This window comes from Burkholderia sp. MS389, assembly GCF_016899425.1.
Lineage (GTDB): Bacteria > Pseudomonadota > Gammaproteobacteria > Burkholderiales > Burkholderiaceae > Burkholderia > Burkholderia sola.
Genome location: NZ_CP045996.1, coordinates 310,455 through 329,988, shown reverse-complemented (window position 1 = coordinate 329,988; position 19,534 = coordinate 310,455). Strand labels below are relative to the sequence as shown.

At 69.2% G+C, this 19,534-nt stretch carries 18 protein-coding genes and 1 pseudogene; 8 read left to right on the top strand and 11 right to left on the bottom strand.

Annotated features, from left to right (window positions below):
- Nucleotides 1–88: 88 nt before the first annotated feature.
- Nucleotides 89–457 carry a hypothetical protein gene (locus GJG85_RS31090; RefSeq protein ID WP_204384726.1) on the bottom strand — a complete coding sequence of 123 codons (369 nt, stop codon included), beginning with the start codon at nucleotides 455–457 and terminating at the stop codon, nucleotides 89–91.
- Between the two features lie 88 nt (nucleotides 458–545).
- On the opposite strand from GJG85_RS31090, the gene GJG85_RS31085 reads away from it, so the two are divergent.
- From GJG85_RS31085 to GJG85_RS31075, 3 genes are read left to right on the top strand one after another with little or no spacing between them, the layout of a single operon-like run.
- Nucleotides 546–1,844: a hypothetical protein gene (locus GJG85_RS31085; protein ID WP_050013625.1), complete on the top strand. Its 1,299-nt coding sequence runs from the start codon at nucleotides 546–548 to the stop codon at nucleotides 1,842–1,844.
- Entirely contained in the window at nucleotides 1,838–2,620 is a 783-nt protein-coding gene (locus tag GJG85_RS31080; RefSeq protein WP_050013626.1) for a DUF1266 domain-containing protein, read from the top strand. Before GJG85_RS31085 ends, GJG85_RS31080 begins: the two co-directional genes overlap by 7 nt.
- 14 nt (nucleotides 2,621–2,634) lie before the next feature.
- The gene (locus GJG85_RS31075; protein ID WP_235356202.1) at nucleotides 2,635–4,623 is read left to right on the top strand and encodes a DUF4034 domain-containing protein; all 1,989 of its coding nucleotides are present in this window, start codon (nucleotides 2,635–2,637) and stop codon (nucleotides 4,621–4,623) included.
- 55 nt (nucleotides 4,624–4,678) lie between these two features.
- On the opposite strand, the gene GJG85_RS31070 is transcribed toward GJG85_RS31075, so the two are convergent.
- Nucleotides 4,679–5,491: an alpha/beta hydrolase gene (locus tag GJG85_RS31070; RefSeq protein ID WP_089490129.1), complete on the bottom strand. Its 813-nt coding sequence runs from the start codon at nucleotides 5,489–5,491 to the stop codon at nucleotides 4,679–4,681.
- 70 nt (nucleotides 5,492–5,561) lie between these two features.
- Nucleotides 5,562–5,996: a hypothetical protein gene (locus tag GJG85_RS31065; RefSeq protein ID WP_235356206.1), complete on the bottom strand. Its 435-nt coding sequence runs from the start codon at nucleotides 5,994–5,996 to the stop codon at nucleotides 5,562–5,564.
- Between GJG85_RS31065 and GJG85_RS35130 the strand changes: the two genes are divergently transcribed.
- Both GJG85_RS35130 and GJG85_RS31060 read left to right on the top strand, forming a co-directional pair.
- Nucleotides 5,890–6,204, top strand: a complete 315-nt coding sequence (locus GJG85_RS35130; RefSeq protein ID WP_239469039.1) for a hypothetical protein — start codon at nucleotides 5,890–5,892, stop codon at nucleotides 6,202–6,204. The two genes, GJG85_RS31065 and GJG85_RS35130, sit on opposite strands and share 107 nt — an antisense overlap.
- Nucleotides 6,205–6,324: 120 nt before the next feature.
- Nucleotides 6,325–6,594: a hypothetical protein gene (locus GJG85_RS31060; protein WP_176015849.1), complete on the top strand. Its 270-nt coding sequence runs from the start codon at nucleotides 6,325–6,327 to the stop codon at nucleotides 6,592–6,594.
- Between the two features lie 240 nt (nucleotides 6,595–6,834).
- Here GJG85_RS31060 and GJG85_RS31055 read toward each other — a convergent pair whose 3' ends face one another.
- The 8 genes from GJG85_RS31055 to GJG85_RS31020 form a co-directional block, all read right to left on the bottom strand.
- Nucleotides 6,835–8,022 (bottom strand): beta-propeller fold lactonase family protein, encoded by a 1,188-nt coding sequence (locus GJG85_RS31055; RefSeq protein ID WP_124630044.1) that lies wholly within the window; start codon nucleotides 8,020–8,022, stop codon nucleotides 6,835–6,837.
- Between the two features lie 127 nt (nucleotides 8,023–8,149).
- Nucleotides 8,150–9,652 carry a M81 family metallopeptidase gene (locus GJG85_RS31050; protein WP_124630043.1) on the bottom strand — a complete coding sequence of 501 codons (1,503 nt, stop codon included), beginning with the start codon at nucleotides 9,650–9,652 and terminating at the stop codon, nucleotides 8,150–8,152.
- Nucleotides 9,649–10,938 (bottom strand): Zn-dependent hydrolase, encoded by a 1,290-nt coding sequence (locus GJG85_RS31045; protein WP_050013657.1) that lies wholly within the window; start codon nucleotides 10,936–10,938, stop codon nucleotides 9,649–9,651. Before GJG85_RS31045 ends, GJG85_RS31050 begins: the two co-directional genes overlap by 4 nt.
- A 32-nt stretch (nucleotides 10,939–10,970) precedes the next feature.
- Nucleotides 10,971–11,672 carry an ABC transporter ATP-binding protein gene (locus GJG85_RS31040; RefSeq protein ID WP_204384722.1) on the bottom strand — a complete coding sequence of 234 codons (702 nt, stop codon included), beginning with the start codon at nucleotides 11,670–11,672 and terminating at the stop codon, nucleotides 10,971–10,973.
- A complete protein-coding gene (locus tag GJG85_RS31035; RefSeq protein ID WP_089490131.1) occupies nucleotides 11,669–12,436 on the bottom strand; it encodes an ABC transporter ATP-binding protein in 768 nt (255 codons plus the stop codon). The genes GJG85_RS31040 and GJG85_RS31035 overlap by 4 nt, the downstream gene beginning before the upstream one ends.
- The gene (locus GJG85_RS31030) at nucleotides 12,433–13,476 is read right to left on the bottom strand and encodes a branched-chain amino acid ABC transporter permease (RefSeq protein WP_089490132.1); all 1,044 of its coding nucleotides are present in this window, start codon (nucleotides 13,474–13,476) and stop codon (nucleotides 12,433–12,435) included. Before GJG85_RS31030 ends, GJG85_RS31035 begins: the two co-directional genes overlap by 4 nt.
- Nucleotides 13,473–14,333: a branched-chain amino acid ABC transporter permease gene (locus tag GJG85_RS31025; RefSeq protein WP_050013636.1), complete on the bottom strand. Its 861-nt coding sequence runs from the start codon at nucleotides 14,331–14,333 to the stop codon at nucleotides 13,473–13,475. Before GJG85_RS31025 ends, GJG85_RS31030 begins: the two co-directional genes overlap by 4 nt.
- 70 nt (nucleotides 14,334–14,403) lie before the next feature.
- Nucleotides 14,404–15,612 (bottom strand): ABC transporter substrate-binding protein, encoded by a 1,209-nt coding sequence (locus tag GJG85_RS31020; RefSeq protein WP_050013637.1) that lies wholly within the window; start codon nucleotides 15,610–15,612, stop codon nucleotides 14,404–14,406.
- 228 nt (nucleotides 15,613–15,840) lie between these two features.
- Here GJG85_RS31020 and GJG85_RS31015 point away from each other — a divergent pair, with 228 nt between their 5' ends.
- From GJG85_RS31015 to GJG85_RS31005, 3 genes and pseudogenes are all read left to right on the top strand, one after another.
- Complete coding sequence (locus GJG85_RS31015; RefSeq protein WP_089490193.1) at nucleotides 15,841–16,698, top strand: FCD domain-containing protein; 858 nt, start codon at nucleotides 15,841–15,843, stop codon at nucleotides 16,696–16,698.
- A gap of 11 nt (nucleotides 16,699–16,709) precedes the next feature.
- A pseudogene (locus GJG85_RS31010) lies at nucleotides 16,710–16,961 on the top strand (helix-turn-helix transcriptional regulator); the annotation flags it as partial.
- Between the two features lie 122 nt (nucleotides 16,962–17,083).
- Nucleotides 17,084–19,519, top strand: a complete 2,436-nt coding sequence (locus GJG85_RS31005) for a PEP-utilizing enzyme (RefSeq protein WP_179233196.1) — start codon at nucleotides 17,084–17,086, stop codon at nucleotides 19,517–19,519.
- The last annotated feature ends 15 nt before the right edge of the window (nucleotides 19,520–19,534 follow it).

Here is a 19,534-nt window from a genome sequence, read left to right as displayed (position 1 = left end):
CGCGGCGGCCGGCCTGTCGAAGCAGGACTATCCGCTACCGCCCGGCCGCCAACAATCGACGATATGTTGCGCGAGCCGAAAGAAAAACTTATGAGATACGCGGCAAGCAGGATGGGGCCGCGCCCCGCTCGGAGCCGCATGCCCGTTTTTCAGGAAAACCTGTCGGTTTCAACTGCATCGAATCCGGCCACCGATTGGCGCCGTATCGAAAATCGACGAAAAAGAGATAAGTCTTGTCAGATCCGCGGGCGCCGGCCAGCGGCGCGATTGATTCATCCGCATGGATCGAAGTAGACTCGCGGAAGCAAAAAATAAAACCCATCCTGAGAGAAACAATGAATCGCCCTTTCCCGATCGCCCGCTCCCGCGTCGTCGGCTCCCGCGTGGTCGCGTGATTTTCACGCACCGACCGACCTGAACCGAAATACGCGACGCCGCCGCGTTGCTGCGCGCGCACGTTCGCCGTTTCGTCGTTGAGCCAGAAGAACCGCCAGGGTCCCGCGCACACCGCCTGCGCACGCCCTGCCCGACCGGAGAGTGAGCCCGTGACCGCAACCGTGGCCGCGTCGGCCTATCGGCCGCGCGATGTCGTCAATGCGCCCGACATCAAGGCGGCCATCGCGCGCCGCAGCGCCGAGCGCGGCGATCCGGCCGAGATCCTCGCGTGGCTCGGCAACCATTTCTTCCGCTGGGTCGTCGGGGCGTTCGAGCAGGCGCAGCCGCTCGCTTCGCTGGCCGATTACCGCGCGCTTGCCGGCGCCGACCGGCCGGCGCCCGAGTGGCTCGTGCGCCGGTTCCGCGCGCAATCGGCATCTCCGGCATCCGGCCCGACGCCCGATGCGGCGCTGCCGCCCGCCGCTGAACCGCCGCCGCTCTACTTCATCGATCCCGAGCACATGCTGCTGATCGACCGCGAACGCGTGCTGGTCGAATTCCTGCGCTCGCGTGCCGGCACGCGGCTCGCGCAGAAACTGCAACGCATCACCTGCGCGATGGCGCTCGACATGTGGGAGCGCGAGCACCAGCGGATGCAGGCGCGCCGCGACAAGGGCTGGGTGCCGAGCAGCGGCCTCGCGCTGCGCGAGGTGTTGCGCACGCCGAACGGGATCGTGTTCGAATTCGTCGGCGATCATCCGGCGCTGCGCGAGGAACTCGCGTACGAGTCGTACTACATGCAGCACTGTCTCGGCCAGTTCGCGGATCGCCGCCGGCTGCGCGGCGGCTACGGCGAGCAGTACGCGCAAGCCGCACGGGACGGCCGGCTGCGCCTCTTCACACTGCGCGGCGCGGGCAACCAGCCGCACGTGACGATCAGCCTGCAGGCGAGCGGCGACGGCCTGCGCATCGACCAGATCAAGGGCAAGCAGAACCGCCATCCGGTGCGCCGCTATGCGGACGACGTCCGCCAGTTCCTGCGCGCGCTCGCGCCGCGCGGCGAGCGTCATCCCGATTGCGAGGGCATGGGCCTCGTGTTCGAACCGGATGCGCCGGGTGCGGCCACCGGCGCGTGGACCTTCGTCACCGACGTGCGCTCGTCCGACCATCTGCTGAGCGTGATGAGCGAGAACTTCCACCTGATCGAGCATTTCGAGCAACCGCCGGCCGTGCTGCAATGGCTGCTGCTGCGCAATGCACCGTATGCGCTCGGCCAGTTGCGGCAGATCGATCCGGCCGTCGCGGCGGCCGCGCGCCATGCGTTGCCGGCCGATGCACTGCCGGCCGCGCGCGCACCCGACGCGCCGCCGGCCGCGACCGCATTCGAGATCGAAGGCATCGCGATCGATCCCGCGCTGTGCGCGGCGTTCGCGTTGCCTGCGCCGACGGACGGGAGCGCGTCATGCTGAAACTACTGCTTGGCGCGGCCGTGCTGGGGCTCGCGTGGTACGTGTGGCGCGCGTTCCGGGTCGCCGCACGGATGGTGCACGAAGTCGACGCCGACCAGGCCGCGGGCGCCGACAGCACGGTGCCGGTGCGCCAAACCGCGGCCGTCAGGCTCGCGCAGGCGCAGGCCGAGCAGGCGCCGCCGAACCGCCGCCGCTGGGCGCTCGCGCTCGCCGACATCCTGCTGATCCGCAACGGGCTGCGCTGCGATTGCGACGACCTCGTCCATGCGCTGCCCGACGCGCAGCGCGAACAGCTCGCGCGCCAGGTACGGCGCGAACTCGACCTGCCGGCCGACCTGCCCGAGTGGCAGATCGTGCAGCGCGTGCCGTCGATCCTCGCGGGCTGGATTCGCGGCGTCGGCCGCTCGCACGACGGCTTCTACGAACAGCTCGCCGCCGTCGGGCGCGTGCGCGACGCACTCGCGTTCGATTGCGCGCGCACCGCGTTTCTCGTGCGCTGCATCGCGCTGCTCGGCTGGGCGTCCGAACAGCACGCGTGGATCGTGCTGCTGCTCAATGCGCAGCGCGCGCAGGACAGCTTCGACAGCTGGGAAGACTTCGGGCTCGCGTATGCGCGGGCACGCCAGCAGTGGCTGCGCGGCAGCAGCCAGGACGGCCCCGCGTCGTCGCGCGCCACGCAGGAAGTGCGCGAATACCTGCGCAATCCGTCCGGAAACTGGCTTTCGCTGCCGTGGAAGCGCTACCGCATCTTCGACCCCCAACCCGTTTCGTCATGACCGCCGATACCGACATGTCCTCCGCTTGCGCCGACCTGATTCCGCCCGCGACGTCCCGCTGGTCCATTTGCGACGTCGACGCGCTGCTGCGCGCCGGCGACTATGCCGCGCTCGACGCGCAACTCGATGCCGCACTCGCCGCCAGCTTCGCCGATCGCACCGCCGAGGCGCGGTACGTCGACGCGCTGCCGGCCGACGTGCAGCCGTGTATCGACGCCGGCGCCGACGGCCTCGCGCGCCTGCGCGCATGGCAGGCCGCGAACCCGCGCTCCGCGCACGCGTGGCTGTGCGAAGCGCATTACTGGCACCACTGGGCCTACGAATACCGCGGCAGCGGCTGGGCCGAAACGGTGACCGAAGCCGGCTGGATCGGCGCGCATGCGTGCGCGACGCTGACGCTCGTCGCCGCGCTGCGCGCGCTGATGCTCGCGCCGACGTTGTGGAGCGCGCCGATGGTGATCTTCACGAGCGTGTCGTCGTTCGGCGAACCCGAGTGGCTCGCGCAGCTCGTGCGCGAGCGCCGCTGGCCCGTCACCGAACTGCAGTTGAACGCCGGCGCCGACGACGCAGCCACGCGCACCGAACTGCAACGCATGTTCGCGCGTTCGGGACTGAACCCCGACGTGCCGGTCGCCTGCCCGCCGGAATTTCCGGACGCGCTGCCCGGCCCGGTCCAGGGCAAGAAGCTGCGCAAGGAGAAGTGGTACTGGATGGAAGCGACGCTGCACATCCACCCGAAGCTGTTCTTCCCGATGCGCACGTTCATCTGGTACATGCAGCCGCGCTGGGGCGGCTCGCACGATCACATCCGCGCGTTCGTCGCGTCCGACGCGTGCGCGCACCTCGACGCGGTCGAAAAGGACCGGCTGCTGCACGAGATCTGGCGCGACGACTACGCCGGCAATACGCTGGACGCGAATGACGACGACGACGATGCGCGCCACGCGATCACCGCGACGCTCGCGCGTGCGCAGGCGGCGCTGCATCCGTATCACCGTTGGGAAACGCTGAGCTGGCTCGCGCACAGCCATTACATGCGCGAGGACTACGAAAAAGCGTACGCCCGCCTGCAGGAAGCGGAACGCGACCAGCCGATCGACAACGACCAGAAGATGGCGATCGGCGTGCGACTGGCGCTCAGTCTCGATCCGCATGGCGACTGGCTGACCCGCGCGATCGAACGTGCATCGGACGCTCGCGCGTGCACGGCGGCAATGATCCTGCGCGGCTACGGACATCGTACCGGCACGTTCGGTTTCGCCCAGGACGACGCGCGCGGCGATGCATGGCTCGAAGCGGCACGCGTGAACGAGCCCGGCTCGCTCGCATGGAACCAGGTCGCCACCGCGCTGGAGTACGAAAACCGGCGCCCTGCCGATGCCGTCGCCGTCTGCAAGCTTGGCTACGAGGCAGGCGGCGATTCGTGCGATTACCTGCTCGGTTGCTTCTACAAGGACGGCACGCATGTCGAGGCCGACCCGTACCGCGCCGCCCACTACTTCCGCGAGTCGATGGAAGCCGGCGGCAACATGGCCGCGTATCGGCTCGGCTACACGTACTACCACATCGGGCAGACCAGCACGGACCGGGCCGAACGCGCGCGCATGCAGGTCGAGGCCGTCGAGGCCGCGCGCAAGGCGCACGAGATGGGGCATACCGACGGCCTCGAGTGCATGCTGATGTTCATCGGCGACATCGACGACTATCCGTCGCGCCATCGCTACGTCGACGAACTGCGCCGGCATGCCGAAGGCGGCCACCCGGCCGCAATGGCCGCACTGTCGTTCTTCCTTGCCGACGTCAACGACAAGTCGCTGTACGACTATCGCGAGAGCGTGCGCTGGATCATGGGGGCGCAGGCCATCGCGCCGGACGACGAGTACGTGCGCACCATCACGCGTGTCAGCCACGAGGACGGCATGCTCGGGAAGCTGCGCTACAAGCTGCAGCGCAAGCAGATCAAGGCGCACGAGATTCCCGGCGCCGACAACGCGATGGTCTGAACGCGGGCCGACGCACGCCGCCGCTCGTCCGCGGGCCGTGCGTCCTGCCCGCGTATCACCGTGGCAGCCGGTCGAGAAACGCCAGCATCGCCGCGTTGAACCGCGCGGGCCGCTGCAGCGGCGCGAAATGGCTCACGTCGGGCAGGATCGTCAGCGTCGCGCCCGGGATCGTCCGCGCGAGGTACGCCGCATGCTCGGGCCGGATGAATTCGTCGTGCTCGCCCTGCACGATCGCAACCGGCACGGCGATCGCCGCGAGATCCTGCGCGGTGTAATTCGGTTGCGTGCGCATCATTTCGCTGACGGCCGCGACGAACGCGTCGAACTGGTCCGGTGTCGCGGACAGTCGCGCATAGTCCTTCCGATGCCGCGCGAAACAGCGGTCGATCAGCGGACTCGGCGCCATCTCCTTCGTGCCGCCCGGATCCATGTTGCACGCGAAGAACAACACGCCGGCCGCGCGTTCCGGTGCGCGGGCAGCCAGCACGAGCGCGATGCATGCGCCGTCGCTCCAGCCGACGAAGCGTGCACGGTCGACGTGCAGCGCATCGAGGACGGCAAGCACGTCCGATGCCATGCGTTCGTACGAATAGGGGCGGTCGTCGCGCGTGCTGCGGCCGTGACCGCGGCTGTCGATCACGATCGCGCGGTAGCCGGCCGCGAGCAGCGCCGGCACCTGGTTGCCCCAGTTGCCGCCATGACCGAGGCCGCCGTGCAGCAGCACGACCGCCGGCCCCTGGCCGAACGACGCGTGCCAGATGCGCGCGCCGTCGTGGTCGAGCCATCCTTCGGCATCGGCTGCCGGCAGCGGCGTGCCGCCGTGCGCGTCGAAGCGAACGAGTTCGTCGTCGTCGAGTTCCGCGTTCATCGTTCAGCCGTCCTTGAGAGGGAGACGAACTGACGATTGTAATGCGTGCGGCCGACGCCGCCGCGGCCGCTCAGGCCTGCGTCGACACCAGCCCGCCCGACTGCGACCCGCCGGATTTTTCCAGCGCCGCGGCGAGTTGCGAGATCGCCGTCGCGAGCGCGGCCGAAATCGCGCTGGCTTCCGCGTTCAGCGACTGCTGCTCGACGGCCGCGGCCGGGTCGTCCTTGGCGCGCTGGGCCGCGGCGGCCATCTGCCGCTCCAAGGTCGCGAGCTGCTTCTGCAGCCGCTCGATCAGCGCCTTCAGCTGGGCGACCGCCGGGTCCTCCGACGATGCGCCGGCGGCGCCGGGCGTTGCGCCGGCGGCGCCGGTCGAATCCTTCGTGCCGGGAGTGCTCGACGTGCCAGTCACGGCGGTGGCGCCCGTTGGGCCAGTTGTGCCCGTCGTGCTCGCGGCATCCGTCGCGCCGCCGGTGGACGACGTCGCGGCCGGCGGGTTCGCGGCCACGCCGCTGTCAACGAGCGGCGATCGCGTGGTCGTGGATAAATCGATCTGCATCGTGTCGGTCCGTGTGTCGGTAAACGAAGTCACAGGGGCGGAAATCGCCTTCCAGTCCGTTTACGGCATTCATCACACGAAACTTGAATATCGGGGTCGGGTGGATTGTCCGTTGATGATCGCAATTGATCGCGAAAGGGCCAGATTGGCAGCATGACGGCACTGGTAAAATCGCCGCTTCGCCGGCCGGATGCGCACGTCGGACGCCTCGTTCAGGCCCGACCGCGCGATGCCGCCGGCTCCGACTCCCGGACTTTCGAGGCACGGCATACAACGTATGCCGACGACGCCCTCGCAGCTTCCCCGAGTCGCCTTTTCCGTCTGCTTGCACGCGTACCGCACGGCGCTCACCGCCGAGCGGCGAACGCCGTGCGGCACGCATTCACTTCATTACGCATTCGAGGAACACACGATGGCCCGCATCGGCGCCTTCTGCATCACGACGTGGCTCGCCGCCGCGATTCTTTACTTCGGCCAGCACTCCGTCGCAATGATCGCGCTCAGCGGTGTCGTGGTATTCGGCGGGTTCGATCTGCTGCGTCCGTAACCGCGGTCGTGCGACCCGGTGCGGCCGTACCGCGCGCATCCCCGCGTGCGCGTCGCCGGCTCGCGTGCCCCTTCAACCCTTGAAGGGGCGCATGCCGCTCACGACCGAACGGCCCGCATCGTTCCGCGTGATCCGCGCCGCCGGCGTGCGCGGCTGACAACGCTTCGTCGAGCCGCGCGATGATGTTTTCCGCCATCTCGCAGCTGATCCGCAAGCCGCCGACCAGTCCCGCCAAGCCCGTCAGCGCGGCAACGTCCTCAACGAAGACGGCCCGCCCGTCAGCGCGATCCGCTTGCCCGTATCGCGCAGCTTGCCGCCATCGACCGCATACAGCGCAAGCTGCCGTTCGACGTTGAACTGCACGATCACGTGCCGGCTGTCGGCGGTAAACGCGATGCCCTGCGCGGCTTCGCCTCCCGGCACCTCGCTCACCTTCACGGCCTGCCCGTCGCGGATCTCGAACAGCAGCACCTTGCCGATCTTGTGGCGGCCCGGGTTGTCGGCCGTCAGGTTCGAGCCGTCCATTGCCTGCACGGCGATCCACTTCCCGTTCGGCGAAATCGCGACGCCTTCCGGCAGCGACGGCACCGTCAAATACTGAACCGTGCGGAACGGCACGCGCGACACGTCGATCAGCGCGACCGAATCGGCGTCGCCCGCGAGCGTGCCGGTATAGCCCGGCAGCCCGGCGAGCCCGACGTTGCTGACGACGGCCCAGCGGTTGTCGCTCGACACGTCGATCGTGTAAGGCGCGACGCCTGTACTCAGCCGCGTGCCGCTGTCGGTCACCTTGCCGTCGTCGACGTTCAGCACCGCGATGCCCTGCTCGTCGCGCAGCGACACGAGCGCGTGCTTGCCGTCGTGCGTGAAGCTGATCCCGGCCAGCCGCTTCTTGCCGATTTTCAGGTTGCCGTCGAGCGTCACCTGCGTGCCGTCGATGCGCAGGATCGATACGCTGCCGTCGACGTTGGCGACGATCGCGAGCCGGCCCGCGCGGTCGATCGCGATCCCTTGCGGATGCGTGCCGAGCTCGACGCGCGTGATCGCGGGCGGCGCGCTGTCGAGATTCACGACCTGCAGGAACGTGTCGAACACGAGCTGCTTCGCGGCCGTGTCGTAGCGCGTCGGCGCGCCGACCAGCGCGAGCTTCGCGTCGGGCGTGATCGCGACGGCCTGCGGCGGCCCCTGGATGCCGTTCTCGACGTCGACCTGCAAAGCAACCTTCGGCGGGAACGTGCTGGCGTCGAGCAGCGTCAGCGTGTCGGCGGGCGGGGCAGGCAGATAGGTGTCGCGGCCCTCGACGCGTTGATACTTGCCGTCGTTGCCGGACACGATCCAGTCGGCGGCGTGCACGGCAACGGCCGTCGTGGCGAGGGTCAGCGCGGCGAGCAGGCGCGCGCTGCGCAGGCGGAAGGGATTCGAATGCATGGCGGTCGGTTCTCCGGATCGGTTGCGGACGCAATGGATTGCCCGGCCCTGCTGCCCGACGGGCCGGCGCCATCGCATGATGCCCGAAAGCGCGCGCGCCCGGCGTCTCGCACCCGGTTCGGTTCCGTCAATCCGTGCGTCGCGTGCCCGCCGACCACTCGACGATGTCGTCGAGCGGATACACCGGCCGCGCGAGCTGCTCGTAGCGAAACAACCCGTAGTCCGAGCTCGTCACGCCGCGGCTGTCGCATTCGACCAGCGCGGACGAAATCGGCACGAACACCGGCCGGCAATACATCCGCGACTTCAGCAGCAGGAAGCGCGCGCGGCGCGGATCGACGCCGACGCTCTCGAACACGCCGAGATCCCACGGCTCCTGCGTGCGCTCGGTGACGACGAGCGTGGCCGTGCCGATATCGAGCACGGCCGCGCGTCCCATGTACGCACGCTGCCCGGTATACGTCGGCCCGGTAATCACGTATTCGCCGTCGGTGATCGCGCGCACGATGCCCGTCGCGCGAAACGGTTCGCGCCGCACGCCGCCGTGCGACGGCAACCGGTTGCCGACCGGCACCGTGACGGTCGCGCCGACGCCCGCGTCGATCAGCGCCGCGACCGCTTCCGGGTCGCACAACGGCCCGCTGACGATTCCGTCGAGCCCGTGCGCGAGCGCGGCTTCGAGCAGATCCATCGTGTCGCACGGGCCGCCCGACATGCAGTTGTCGCCGTGATCGAGCATCAGCACCGGGCGGTCCGCGCCGTCGGCGAGCGCCGCGGCCCGCGCGACCGATTCGGCGAGCGGCGCGCTGCGATAGACGAACGCGTCGCGCGCGTCCCAGATCTGCCGTGCGATGCGCTCGGCCACTGCGTCAGCCGCGGCGCGGTCGCCGTCGGCCACCACGACCACGCTGATGCACGGCGCGGGGATATCCGCGAGCGAGAAGCCGGGCAGGATCGACACCGCGAGCATGCCGTCCGCCTCGGCCGCGCGCGCGGCCTCCACCGCGCGCCGCATCGCGCCTTCGGCGCTCGCGCTGCGCAGCGTCGACGTCATCAGCGGCGGCTGCCGCCATGCGAGCACGGGCCGCGCGCGGCCGTGAATCCGGTCGAGCAACACGCGCGCCGCATGCTCGCCGGTCTCGACCATGTCGACGTGCGGATAGGTCTTGAAACTGACGATCACGTCTGCGTTGTCGATCAGCTTCTGCGTGACGTTCGCGTGCAGGTCGAGCGCGACCGCGATCGGCGCATCGGGCAGCGCCGCGCGCACGCGCGCGAGCAGGTCGCCCTCGCCGTCCGCGCTCTGCTCGGCGACCATCGCGCCGTGCAGGTCGAGCATCACCGCATCGCAGCCGGGCGCGGCGGCAACGATCGCGTCGCAGATCGCCGCATACGCGTCGGCCGCGACGGGCCCGCTCGGGTTCGCGGCCGCCGACACGGGCGTCACGATGTCCGCGCCTTCGCGCTCGGCCGCATCGATGAACGCGGCCATCGCGGTACGCATTCCGTGATTCGCGCGATACGCGTCGTCGCCCCAGTCGGGGCCGTGGCGGCCGAACGCGGCGAGCGGCGTCGGCACCGGCGAGAACGTGTTGGTCTCGTGGTTCATCCGGGCAATCAGGATCTTCATTGCGCGGCGCCCTCCGCGATCCCGGCCGCGCCCAGCATCGCGTGCAGCAGCACGTTGCAGCCGGCTTCCAGATGCACCGGATCGGCGTCCTCGATCTCGTTGTGGCTGATGCCGTCCTTGCACGGCACGAAGATCATCGCGGTCGGCGCGACGCGCGCGAGATACACCGCGTCGTGGCCCGCACCGCTGATCACGTTCATCGACGACAGCCCAAGTGCACGCGCGCCGGCACGGACCTGCTCGACCAGCGCCGGATCGAACGGCTGCGGCGGAAAGTACACGACCGGCTCGATGTCGATCCGCATCCCGGCCGCCGCGCCCAGGTCCGCGCATGCCGCACGCAGCTCCGCATCCATCGCCGCCAGCATCGCGTCGTCGGCCGCGCGCAGGTCGACGGTCAGCGTCACGCGGCCGGGAATCACGTTGCGCGAATTCGGGTGCACGTCGACCCAGCCCACCGTGCCGCGTCCATGCGGCGGATGCGCACGCGCGATCTCGTTCACCTTGCGCACGAGATCGGCCGCGACCAGCAGCGCGTCGCGCCGCAGTTCCATCGGCGTCGGGCCCGCATGTGCCTCCATCCCGTGGACGGTCACGTCGTACCAGCGCTGTCCGAGCGCGCCCTCGACCACGCCGATCGTCGTGTCGTGCGCTTCCAGCACCGGCCCCTGCTCGATATGCGCTTCGAAATACGCGCCGACCGGATGCGCGCCGTGCCCGTCGTCCGCACTGCCCGCGTAGCCGATCGCGGCCAGCGCGTCGCGCACCGACACGCCGTCGCGATCGCATTGCGCGAGCGCATGGTCGAGCGTGAACGCGCCCGCGAACACGCCGGAACCCATCATCACCGGGACGAAGCGCGACCCTTCCTCGTTGGTCCAGACCGCCACCTCGAGCGGCGCGCGCGTGCGCACCCCGGCGTCGTCGAGCGTGCGCAGCACCTCGAGGCCGGCCAGCACGCCGTAGTTGCCGTCGAACTTGCCGCCCGTCGGTTGCGTGTCGATATGGCTGCCCGTCGCCACGGGCGGCAGGTCGTCCCGTTCGCCGGCGCGCCGCGCAAAGATATTGCCGATCGCATCGACGCGCACCGTGCAACCGATGTCCTGCGCCCACGCGACGAACAGGTCGCGCGCGTCGCGATCGAGTTCGGTGAGCGCGAGACGGCACACGCCGCCCTTGTCGGTCGCGCCGATCCGCGCGAGCCGCATCAGGCTGTCCCACAGCCGCGCGCCGTCGACGCGCAAGCCGGACGCCGCGACGCCCGGAGTCGAATCCTGTACTTGCATCGTTGCCATTCCTCGCATTGAAAGGGCACGGCTCATGCGACGCCGACGCCCAGGTAGCGGTCCTTCACGTCGTGATCGGCCGCGAACGCCGCGTTGCTGCCTTCGTAGACGATCACGCCCTGCTCGATCACGAAGTGGCGATCGGCGAGCTGCGTGCACACTTCGAGGTTCTGTTCGACGAGCAGGATCGCGACGCCGGCCGCCTTGATCCGCTTCAGTTGCTCGACGATTTCCTCGACGATCACCGGCGCAAGCCCCTCGACCGGCTCGTCGAGCATCAGCAGCCGCGGATGATTCATCAGCGCGCGACCGATCGCGAGCATCTGCTGCTCGCCGCCCGACAACTGCGCGCCGCCGTTGCGACGGCGCTCCTTCAGGCGCGGAAAGATCCGGTAGATATCGTCGAGCTGCCACGGCGAATCGCGACGCGCGCCGAGCCGCAGGTTTTCCTCGACCGACAGCAGCCGGAAGATCCCGCGATGCTCGGGCACGAAGCACAGGCCGCGCGCGGCGATCCGGTGCGCGGGCTGCCCGGACACCGGTCGGCCCGCGAACGTCACCGTGCCGCCGGTCGGCGCGACGACGCCCGCGATCGTCTTGAGCGTCGTCGACTTGCCCGCGCCGTTGCGGCCGAGCAGCGTCACTGCCTCGCCTTCGTTCACGTTCAGCGAAATGCCCTGCAGCACGTGGCTCTTGCCGTAGCACGCATGAACCTCTTTCACGTCGAGCATCATGCGCGGCCTCCGGTGATCATGTTGCCGAGATACGCGCTGCGCACGCGCTCGTCGCCGCGGATCGCTTCGGGTTTGCCTTCGACCAGCACGCGCCCCTGCTGCATCACCGTGATCGTGTCCGAGATGTCCATCACGATGCCCATGTTGTGTTCGATCAGCACGACCGTGTAGTCGTCGCGCAGGCCGCGGATCAGCGTCTTCATGTCGTCGAGATCGTCGATGCCCATGCCCGACGTCGGCTCGTCGAGAAAGATCGCGCGCGGCCGCGCCGCCAGCGCCATGCCGACCTCGAGCCGGCGCTGCTGGCCGTGCGACAGCACGCCGGCCGCGGTATCGGCGAAGCGCTGCAGGCCGAGCCGCTCGAGGACGTCGTCGACGATGCCGTCATGCGCGAGCGCACCGCGCGGCGGCGTCCACGGATTCAACGCCCGCCGCGATTCGACGCCCTGCGCGGCGACGCGCAGATTCTCGCGCACGCTCAGGTTCGGAAACAGGCTCGTGACCTGGAACGAGCGTGCGATGCCGCGCCGCACGCGCTTGTGATCGGGTTCGTGCGACACGTCGCGACCGTCGAACAGGATCGAGCCCGACGTGATCGGCAGCGTGCCGGTCAGCGTATGGAACAGCGTCGTCTTGCCGGCACCGTTCGGGCCGATCACCGAATGCACGGTGCGCGGCATGATGCGCAGATCGACGCCGCCCAGCGCGGTGAACTTGCCGTAGCGCTTGACGATGCCGCGCGCTTCGAGAATCGCTTCGCTCATTGCCGCTCCTTGACCGTGGCCGCCGCGCGATCGCTACGCCGCAGCGACGCCACGATGCGTTCGCCCAGCCCCCACAACCCACGCTGCATGACCAGGCTGACCGCGATCAAGACGAGGCCGAGCAGCAGCAACCAGCGCGGCCACAGCGTCGACAGCCAGTCCGCGAACAGCACGTAGAACGCCGCGCCGAGCACCGACGCGAACAGGTTGCCCGTGCCGCCGATCACCGTCATCACGAGGATCATCTCGCTCGTGTGGTAGTCGATGTTCGACAGCGGCGCGATGCCCGTCATCAGCGCGTGCAGCGCCCCGGCCAGGCCCGTGACCGCGCCCGAGATCACGAACGCCGCGAGCTTGAAGCGCTTCACGTCGTAGCCGGCCGCCGCCGCGCGCGCTTCGTTGTCGCGAATCGCGAGCAGCGTGCGGCCGAACACCGAGCGCGATACGCGCAGCAGCAGCCAGAACACCGCGACGAACAGCACCGCGACGAAGCCGTAGTAGCGCCACGGCGAAGCGAGCGACACGAGCGGTTGCCCGAATGCGGCGAGCGCCGGGCGCGGGATGTCGAGCAGCCCGTTGTCGCCGCCCGTCACGTTCGGCGTCGTATACGCGAGGAAATAGAACAGCTGCCCGAACGCAAGCGTCAGCATCACGAAATACGTGCCGCGCTGCCGGATCGAGAACCAGCCGACGAGTGCGGCCGCGACGGCACCGAGCACCGCGGCCGCGACCAGCGCGGCCGTCACGGACGCGACGCCGCGCGTCAGCACGAGCCCCGCCGCGTAGCTGCCGAGCCCGAAGAAGATGCCCTGCCCGAACGACAACAGCCCCGTGTAGCCGAGCAGCAGGTTGCAGCCGAGCGCGGCGAGCGCGAACACCAGCACTTCGGTCGCGAGCGAGCCCGAGCTCAGCACAAGCGGCAACACGCACGCGGCCACCACCGCGAGCCAGCCTTCCGGCCGCTGCAACACGCCGCGCCACGGCTGCGGGCGTTGCGACGCCGCCGCGCCCGGCGGCAGCGGTTTCGACGAATCGATCATGCAGCCCTCCCCAGCAAACCGTTCGGACGCAGCAGCAGCACGGCCGCCATCGCGACGTAGATCATCAGCCGCGCGCCTTCCGGCCACAGCGTGCTCATCAGGCTCTGCACGATGCCGACCAGCAGCCCGCCGACGAGCGCGCCGAGAAAATTCCCCATCCCGCCGACGACGACCACGACGAACGCGACGCCGAGCGCCTCGATGCCCATGAACGGATCGACGCCGCGGATCGGGGCGGCGAGTACGCCGGCCAGCGCGGCCGTCGCCGCGCCGAGCGCGAACACGAGGCTGAACACGCGGGTCACGTTGATGCCGAGCAGCGACACCATCTCCGTCGACTCGCTGCCCGCACGCACCGTACTGCCGAGCCGCGTGCCTTCGAGCACCCACCACAGCAACGCGGCGAGGACGGCCGTGAACGCGATCACGAACAGCCGGTACTTCGGGTAGACGAAGCCGCCCCAGATCACGACGCCGTTCAGCGCGTCGGGCGGCGGCACGTTGTCGCCGAGCGGCCCCCACGCGAGGATCGCGCACTCCTGCAGCACGAGCGCGAGCCCGACCGTCGCGAGGATGTGGAATTCATGCTGCTGCGCGTACACGTGGCGCAGAACCAGCTTCTCGACGATCCACGCGAACGCGCCGACGACGAGCGGCACGAGCGCGAGCGCGACCCAGAAATTCGCCGACCATTGCAGCGCCTGGTAGCAGAGGTACGCCCCGAGCAGGTAGAACGCGCCGTGAGCGAAATTCACGAAGCGCAGCAGGCCGAACACGATCGACAGGCCGACCGCGAGCAGGAAATACAGCATGCCCACGCCGATGCCGTTGACGATCTGCAGCAGATAGACGTTCATGGCTTCCGTGTCGGAAAGAAAGGTAACGGACGCCCGCGGCGCGCGATGCGCCGCGAACGCATGCACGGCGTCACGCGAGCTTGCAGCCCGTCTTGTCGAGCGGCAGGAACGACTGGCCGGCGCTGACGATGTCGGCATAGTCGTCCGCATTCTTCATCCGGCCCTTCGGCTTGCCCTTCAGCAGGTAGTAGTTCTTCAGCACCTGGTGGTCGCCCTTGCGGATTTCCTCCGGGCCCGTGAGGCCGTCGTACTTCATCCCTTCCATCGCCGCGACGACCTTCTTCGGATCGGCGCTGCCGGCCTTTACCATCGCGTCGATCAGGATCTTCGAGCAGATGTACGAACCCGCGAGGCTGTAGTTCGGGTTCGCCTTGAACGCGGCGTTCGCGCGCTTCACGAGATCGCGGTTCAGCGGCGAATCGATGCCGTGCCAGTACTGCGCGCCGAAATACACGCCGTCGCAGATGTCCGGCCCGAGCGCCTCGAACTGCTCGAGGCCCGATGCCCATGCGAGCAGGATCGTGCAGTTGCGCTTCATCCCGAAGCTGACGGCCTGGCGCAGCGTGTCAGACGATTGCGAGCCGAAGTTCAGGATCAGCAGCACGTCCGGCTGCGCGGCCGCCGCGTTCGTCAGGTAGCCGCTGAACTCCTTCTCGGCGAGCGAGTGGTAGCTGTTGCCGACGTGCTCGATGCCCTTCTCCTTGAAGACCGCCTTCGCGGCCGACAGCAGGCCGTCGCCGAACACGTATTGCGGCGTGATCGTGTACCAGCGCTTCGCCTTCGGCAGCATCTGGATCAACGGGCGCACCGTCTGCTCGATCGCGCCGAACGTCGGCACCGACCAGCGGAACGTCGCCGCGTTGCAATCCTTGCCGGTGATCTCGTCCGCACCGGCCGTCGTGATGAACACGCCGTCCGCCTTCTGGACTTCCTTGCCCATCGCCAGCGATTCGGACGACAGGATGCCGCCCGCGAAGAAGCGCACGCCCTTCTGCTGCGCGATTTCCTGCACGCGCCGCACGGCGGTCGCGGGCTTGCCCTCGGTGTCGAGCGCCGTATAGGCGAGCGGCGCGCCGAGCACCTTGCCGTATTGCTTGACGACGAGCTGCATGCCGAGATCGGCGTACTTGCCGTTGGCGGCGAACGGGCCGGACATCGGCACCGGGCAGGCAAGCTGGATGGGCGAGCCCTGCGCGAACGCGACCCGGGACGACATGCTGCCGAGCGCGCCCGGCACGGCCGACAGCGCGGCCAGTTTCAACAGTTCTCGGCGATTCAAGTTGAGCTCCTCATGAACGGGGACACACGCGATACGACCGACTGCCAAACCGTGCCCACGCCACTCCTGGATGCGCGCCGCCGGTTGATCCTATTTATCATGATAAATAGAATGAACCTGATGCTAGAGTTGATCAAAATTGGTGTCAATCAGGCAAAATTCCGTACCCGCGCCGGCACCGGTCGTCGACGATGACGCGGCGCGCAGCCACACAAAGGAGTCGTGAAGATGGTCATGGACCGAGCCAGGGCGGGCCTCGCGGTCGAAATCAAGCAGCCGAAGCGGGCCGATCTGGTCGCCGAGGAGATCAAGCGGCTGATCACCGAGAAGGACCTGAAGCCGGGTGACCGCCTGCCGCGCGAGGCCGAGCTGCAGCAGCTCTACGCGGTGAGCAAGAGCACGATCCGCGAGGCGCTGAAGTCGCTTGAGGTGCAGGGGCTCATCAAGGTCACGACGGGGCCGTCGGGCGGCGGGATGGTCGTCGAGGTGCCGCTCGACCGCACGCTTCAGCTGCTGCAGAACTACCTGTTCTTCAAGGACGTGACGATCGACGACATCTATACGGTGCGCAAGCTGCTCGAACCCGAGCTGGCCGCCGGCGCCGTGCCGCATCTAAGCGAGCGCGACTTCGCGGCGCTGGAGGCGAACATCGCGTGCTGCGACGGCGCGTCGAGCGTGCACGATCGCGGCCACATGCTGCGTCAGCGGCAGGAAGACACGACGTTCCACGACATCCTCGCGGCCGCGAATCCGAATCCGTTCCTGCGCTTCAGCTGCGAACTGATCAACGAGATGATCCGGCAGTTGATCGAGTTCCGGAACGACACGCCGCTCGTCGAGCACAAGCGCTTCGGCGAAGCGAACGTGTCGATCCACAAGGCGATCCTGCAGGCCGCGCGCGAGCGCGATGCCGAGCGCGTCCGGGCGCTGATGGTCGAGCACATGACCGAGGCGCCCAAGCACGTGAAGCGGATGAAAGGCAAGCTGCGCGGACGGTTGATCCTCGATTCCGAGATCCGCAGGCGCGCGGCCGCCGGATCCGTTGCGGCACTCGATGCGGCCGCAACGGATCCGGAAGAACGCTGATCGGCGGCACGCTCGCCGATGCGCTGCACCCGACCGAACGCACGCTGCGCCGTCGGCTCGACAAGGACGGCATCACGTTCCAGTCGCTGCTCGACGACGTGCGTCGCGACGACGCCGTGCGGTTGCTCGACGATCACGCGCTGACGGTCGCCGAGATCGCGGAGCGGCTCGGCGACAGCGAGCCGCGCAGCTTCCGTCATGCGTACCGGCGCTGGACCGGCAAGACGCCGCGCGAGACCCAAACAAACGGCAAATTGACGTAAATCGACTCGCGTAGAATGCCCCACCATCCATCCGAGCGGGGCCACGCTTCCATTCCACTCGCACCGGGCAATACCAACGACAACCGCGGCAATCGCGACGATCGTCGACCGACGAAGCCTTCATGAGCCAACCGATCCTGTACCTCCTCGCCGGCAACGGCAGCGCAGCCGACTGGTGGGACGACGCGCTGCCCCACTTCCGGCGCTATCGCCCCGTGCCGCTCGAACTGCCGGGCTTCGGCGATCATCCCGCGCCGCCGTGCGAGGATCTCGCCGCCTATGCGCAGGCGCTGCTGGACGCGACCGAACCCGGGCACGCGATCATGGCGGTCGGCGTGAATGCGCTGGTGGTCCTGCACGCGTTGCAGCGGCGCCCCGGCCACTTCGGCCGCAGCGTACTGCTCGCCCCGGTCGGCGCGTTCCTGTGGGAGCGGCGCCTGCCGAAACTGATGGCGCCGAAGCCGCTGCGCAAGACCATCCACTGGCTGCTCGCGCACTACCCGGCGCTGTTCGCCCGCAAGTTCTCGAACCGGACCTGGACGTCCGCGCAGTATCGCCGCATGGGCGCCGGCTATGCCCGTTGCCGCGCGTTCGTGCCGCACTGGGATCTCGTGCGCGCCGATACCGCGCTGCCGCTGCTCGAGTGGGTCACCGATCGCATCGAACTCGTGTGGGGCGGCCAGGATGCGGTGCTCGGCGTCGGGCAGGCCGCCGCGTGGTCGGCGATCCTCGCGCGCGCCGACCTGACCGTCACGCTGGAGCCCGGCTGGGGACACTATCCGTGGATCGATGCGCCGGCGGCGTTCGCGCAGTGGCTCGAAGGAGACGACACGGGCTTCGTCGCGCATACCAAAGGCGGGCGCCTCGCGCTGGCCGCGATGGCCGGGCTGCCGGTGCCGCCCGCGCTGTCGCTGACCGCTGCCGACGATCCGCGCCTGCCCGGCTTTCTCGCGAGCCAGCCGGACGCCGAGTGGGCGATCCGGTCGTCGAGCCATGGCGAAGACCAGGCCGATGCGGCGAACGCGGGCCTGCACACGACGTTCCTGCGCGTACCGGCATCGCAAGCGGCCGCGCGCGTGGCCGAACTGCTCGACGGGGGCCTCGAGGAAGCCGTCGTGCAGCGCTTCATCACGCCCGTGCTGTCGGGTATCGCGTTCGTGCGCCATCTCGCGATCGAAGTCGAATGGGTCGAAGGTCACCTCGAAACGCTCGCCGACGGGCAGGCCAGCCCGCAGCGCGCGATTCTGTCGCGGCTCGGCGAGCCGTGGCAGCGCGGCACGTTCGCGACCGCGCACGGCCTGACCGCGCAGCAGCTGTGGGCGTTCCTGCAACGGGTGCTGCGCGCGTTCCATTACGTGCCGGGCGACGTCGAATGGGCGTGGGACGGTGCGCAGCTGTGGCTGCTGCAGTACCGTCCGATCAGCACCTACGGCTGGCATCGTCACCTGACCGCCGCGAACATCGCGGAGATCCTGCCGCCGCAGCCGAGCCGGCTCGTCGAATATGCGCAACGGCGGGCGGCCGGCAGCATCCCGGCCATCATGGCGCGCTGGGACGCACGCGTGCTGCGCGACAACGAACCGTTCACCGCGCTGTACGGCGGCGCGTCGTACATCAACAACGACCTGTTCCTCGCGCGTCTCTCGGACTGGGGCGTGTCGGCCGCCCACTACAGCGGCGAGATCGGCGGTGCGACGCCGCCGCTGCGCTGGCGAGCGCTGCGCCTGCTGCGTGCGCTGCCGGTGTTCTGGCGGATGCTGCGCGTCGCGCGCGGGCACCTGCCGACGCTCGCGCGCGGCCTGGAACGCTTCGACCGGGAACTGGCGACGCTCGTCGAACGGCGCGCCGACGGCCAGCAACTGGCCGACTGGTTCACGCGCTTCTACGTGTTCGTCGTGCAGGGCAACCTGTGCATCGCGTCATCGCTGGCGAGCAGCGGCGGCGCCCTGTGGGGGCGTCCGCCGACCGCGTACGGCCAGCTCGACGACAGCCCGCACCGCCTGCCGTGGGAAACCGATCCGGGCACCGCGCGGCCACCGGCCGCCGACCTGCCGCTGCAGCCGTTTCCCGACTGGCCGCTGCCGGTCCGCGTACTGCACGCGCTCGGCGCGCCCGGCATGCGCGGCTGGTATCTGCAGGTGCGCGAGTGGTATCGCGACAACCTGATGCGCGTGTTCTTCCGCCTGCATCACGCGATGCCGGCCGCCGACCGCGACACGTGGTTCGCACCGCACCCCGAGCGCCGCGATCGCAACGGCAGCTTCTGGCAGGACGGCAGCGAAGGCACCGACGAGGCCGCCGGCTTCATGATCTATCCGGGTGACACGCAGGGCGTGCTCGGCCGCGACATCCTGCTCGAAGACACGCTCGACCCGGGCCGGCACGCGCGGTACCAGGCCGCCCGGGCGGTGATCGCGCGCATGGGCGGCCGGCTGTCGCACGGCGCGACGCTGCTGCGCGAACTGCGCAAGCCGTCGGCCGTGCTGCCGCGCGTCGACGCGGCGTGGGTGGGGCGCGAAGTGCGGCTCAGCGACGGCCGGCTGACGCTCGTCGAATAGGACGCGCGCCGGCGT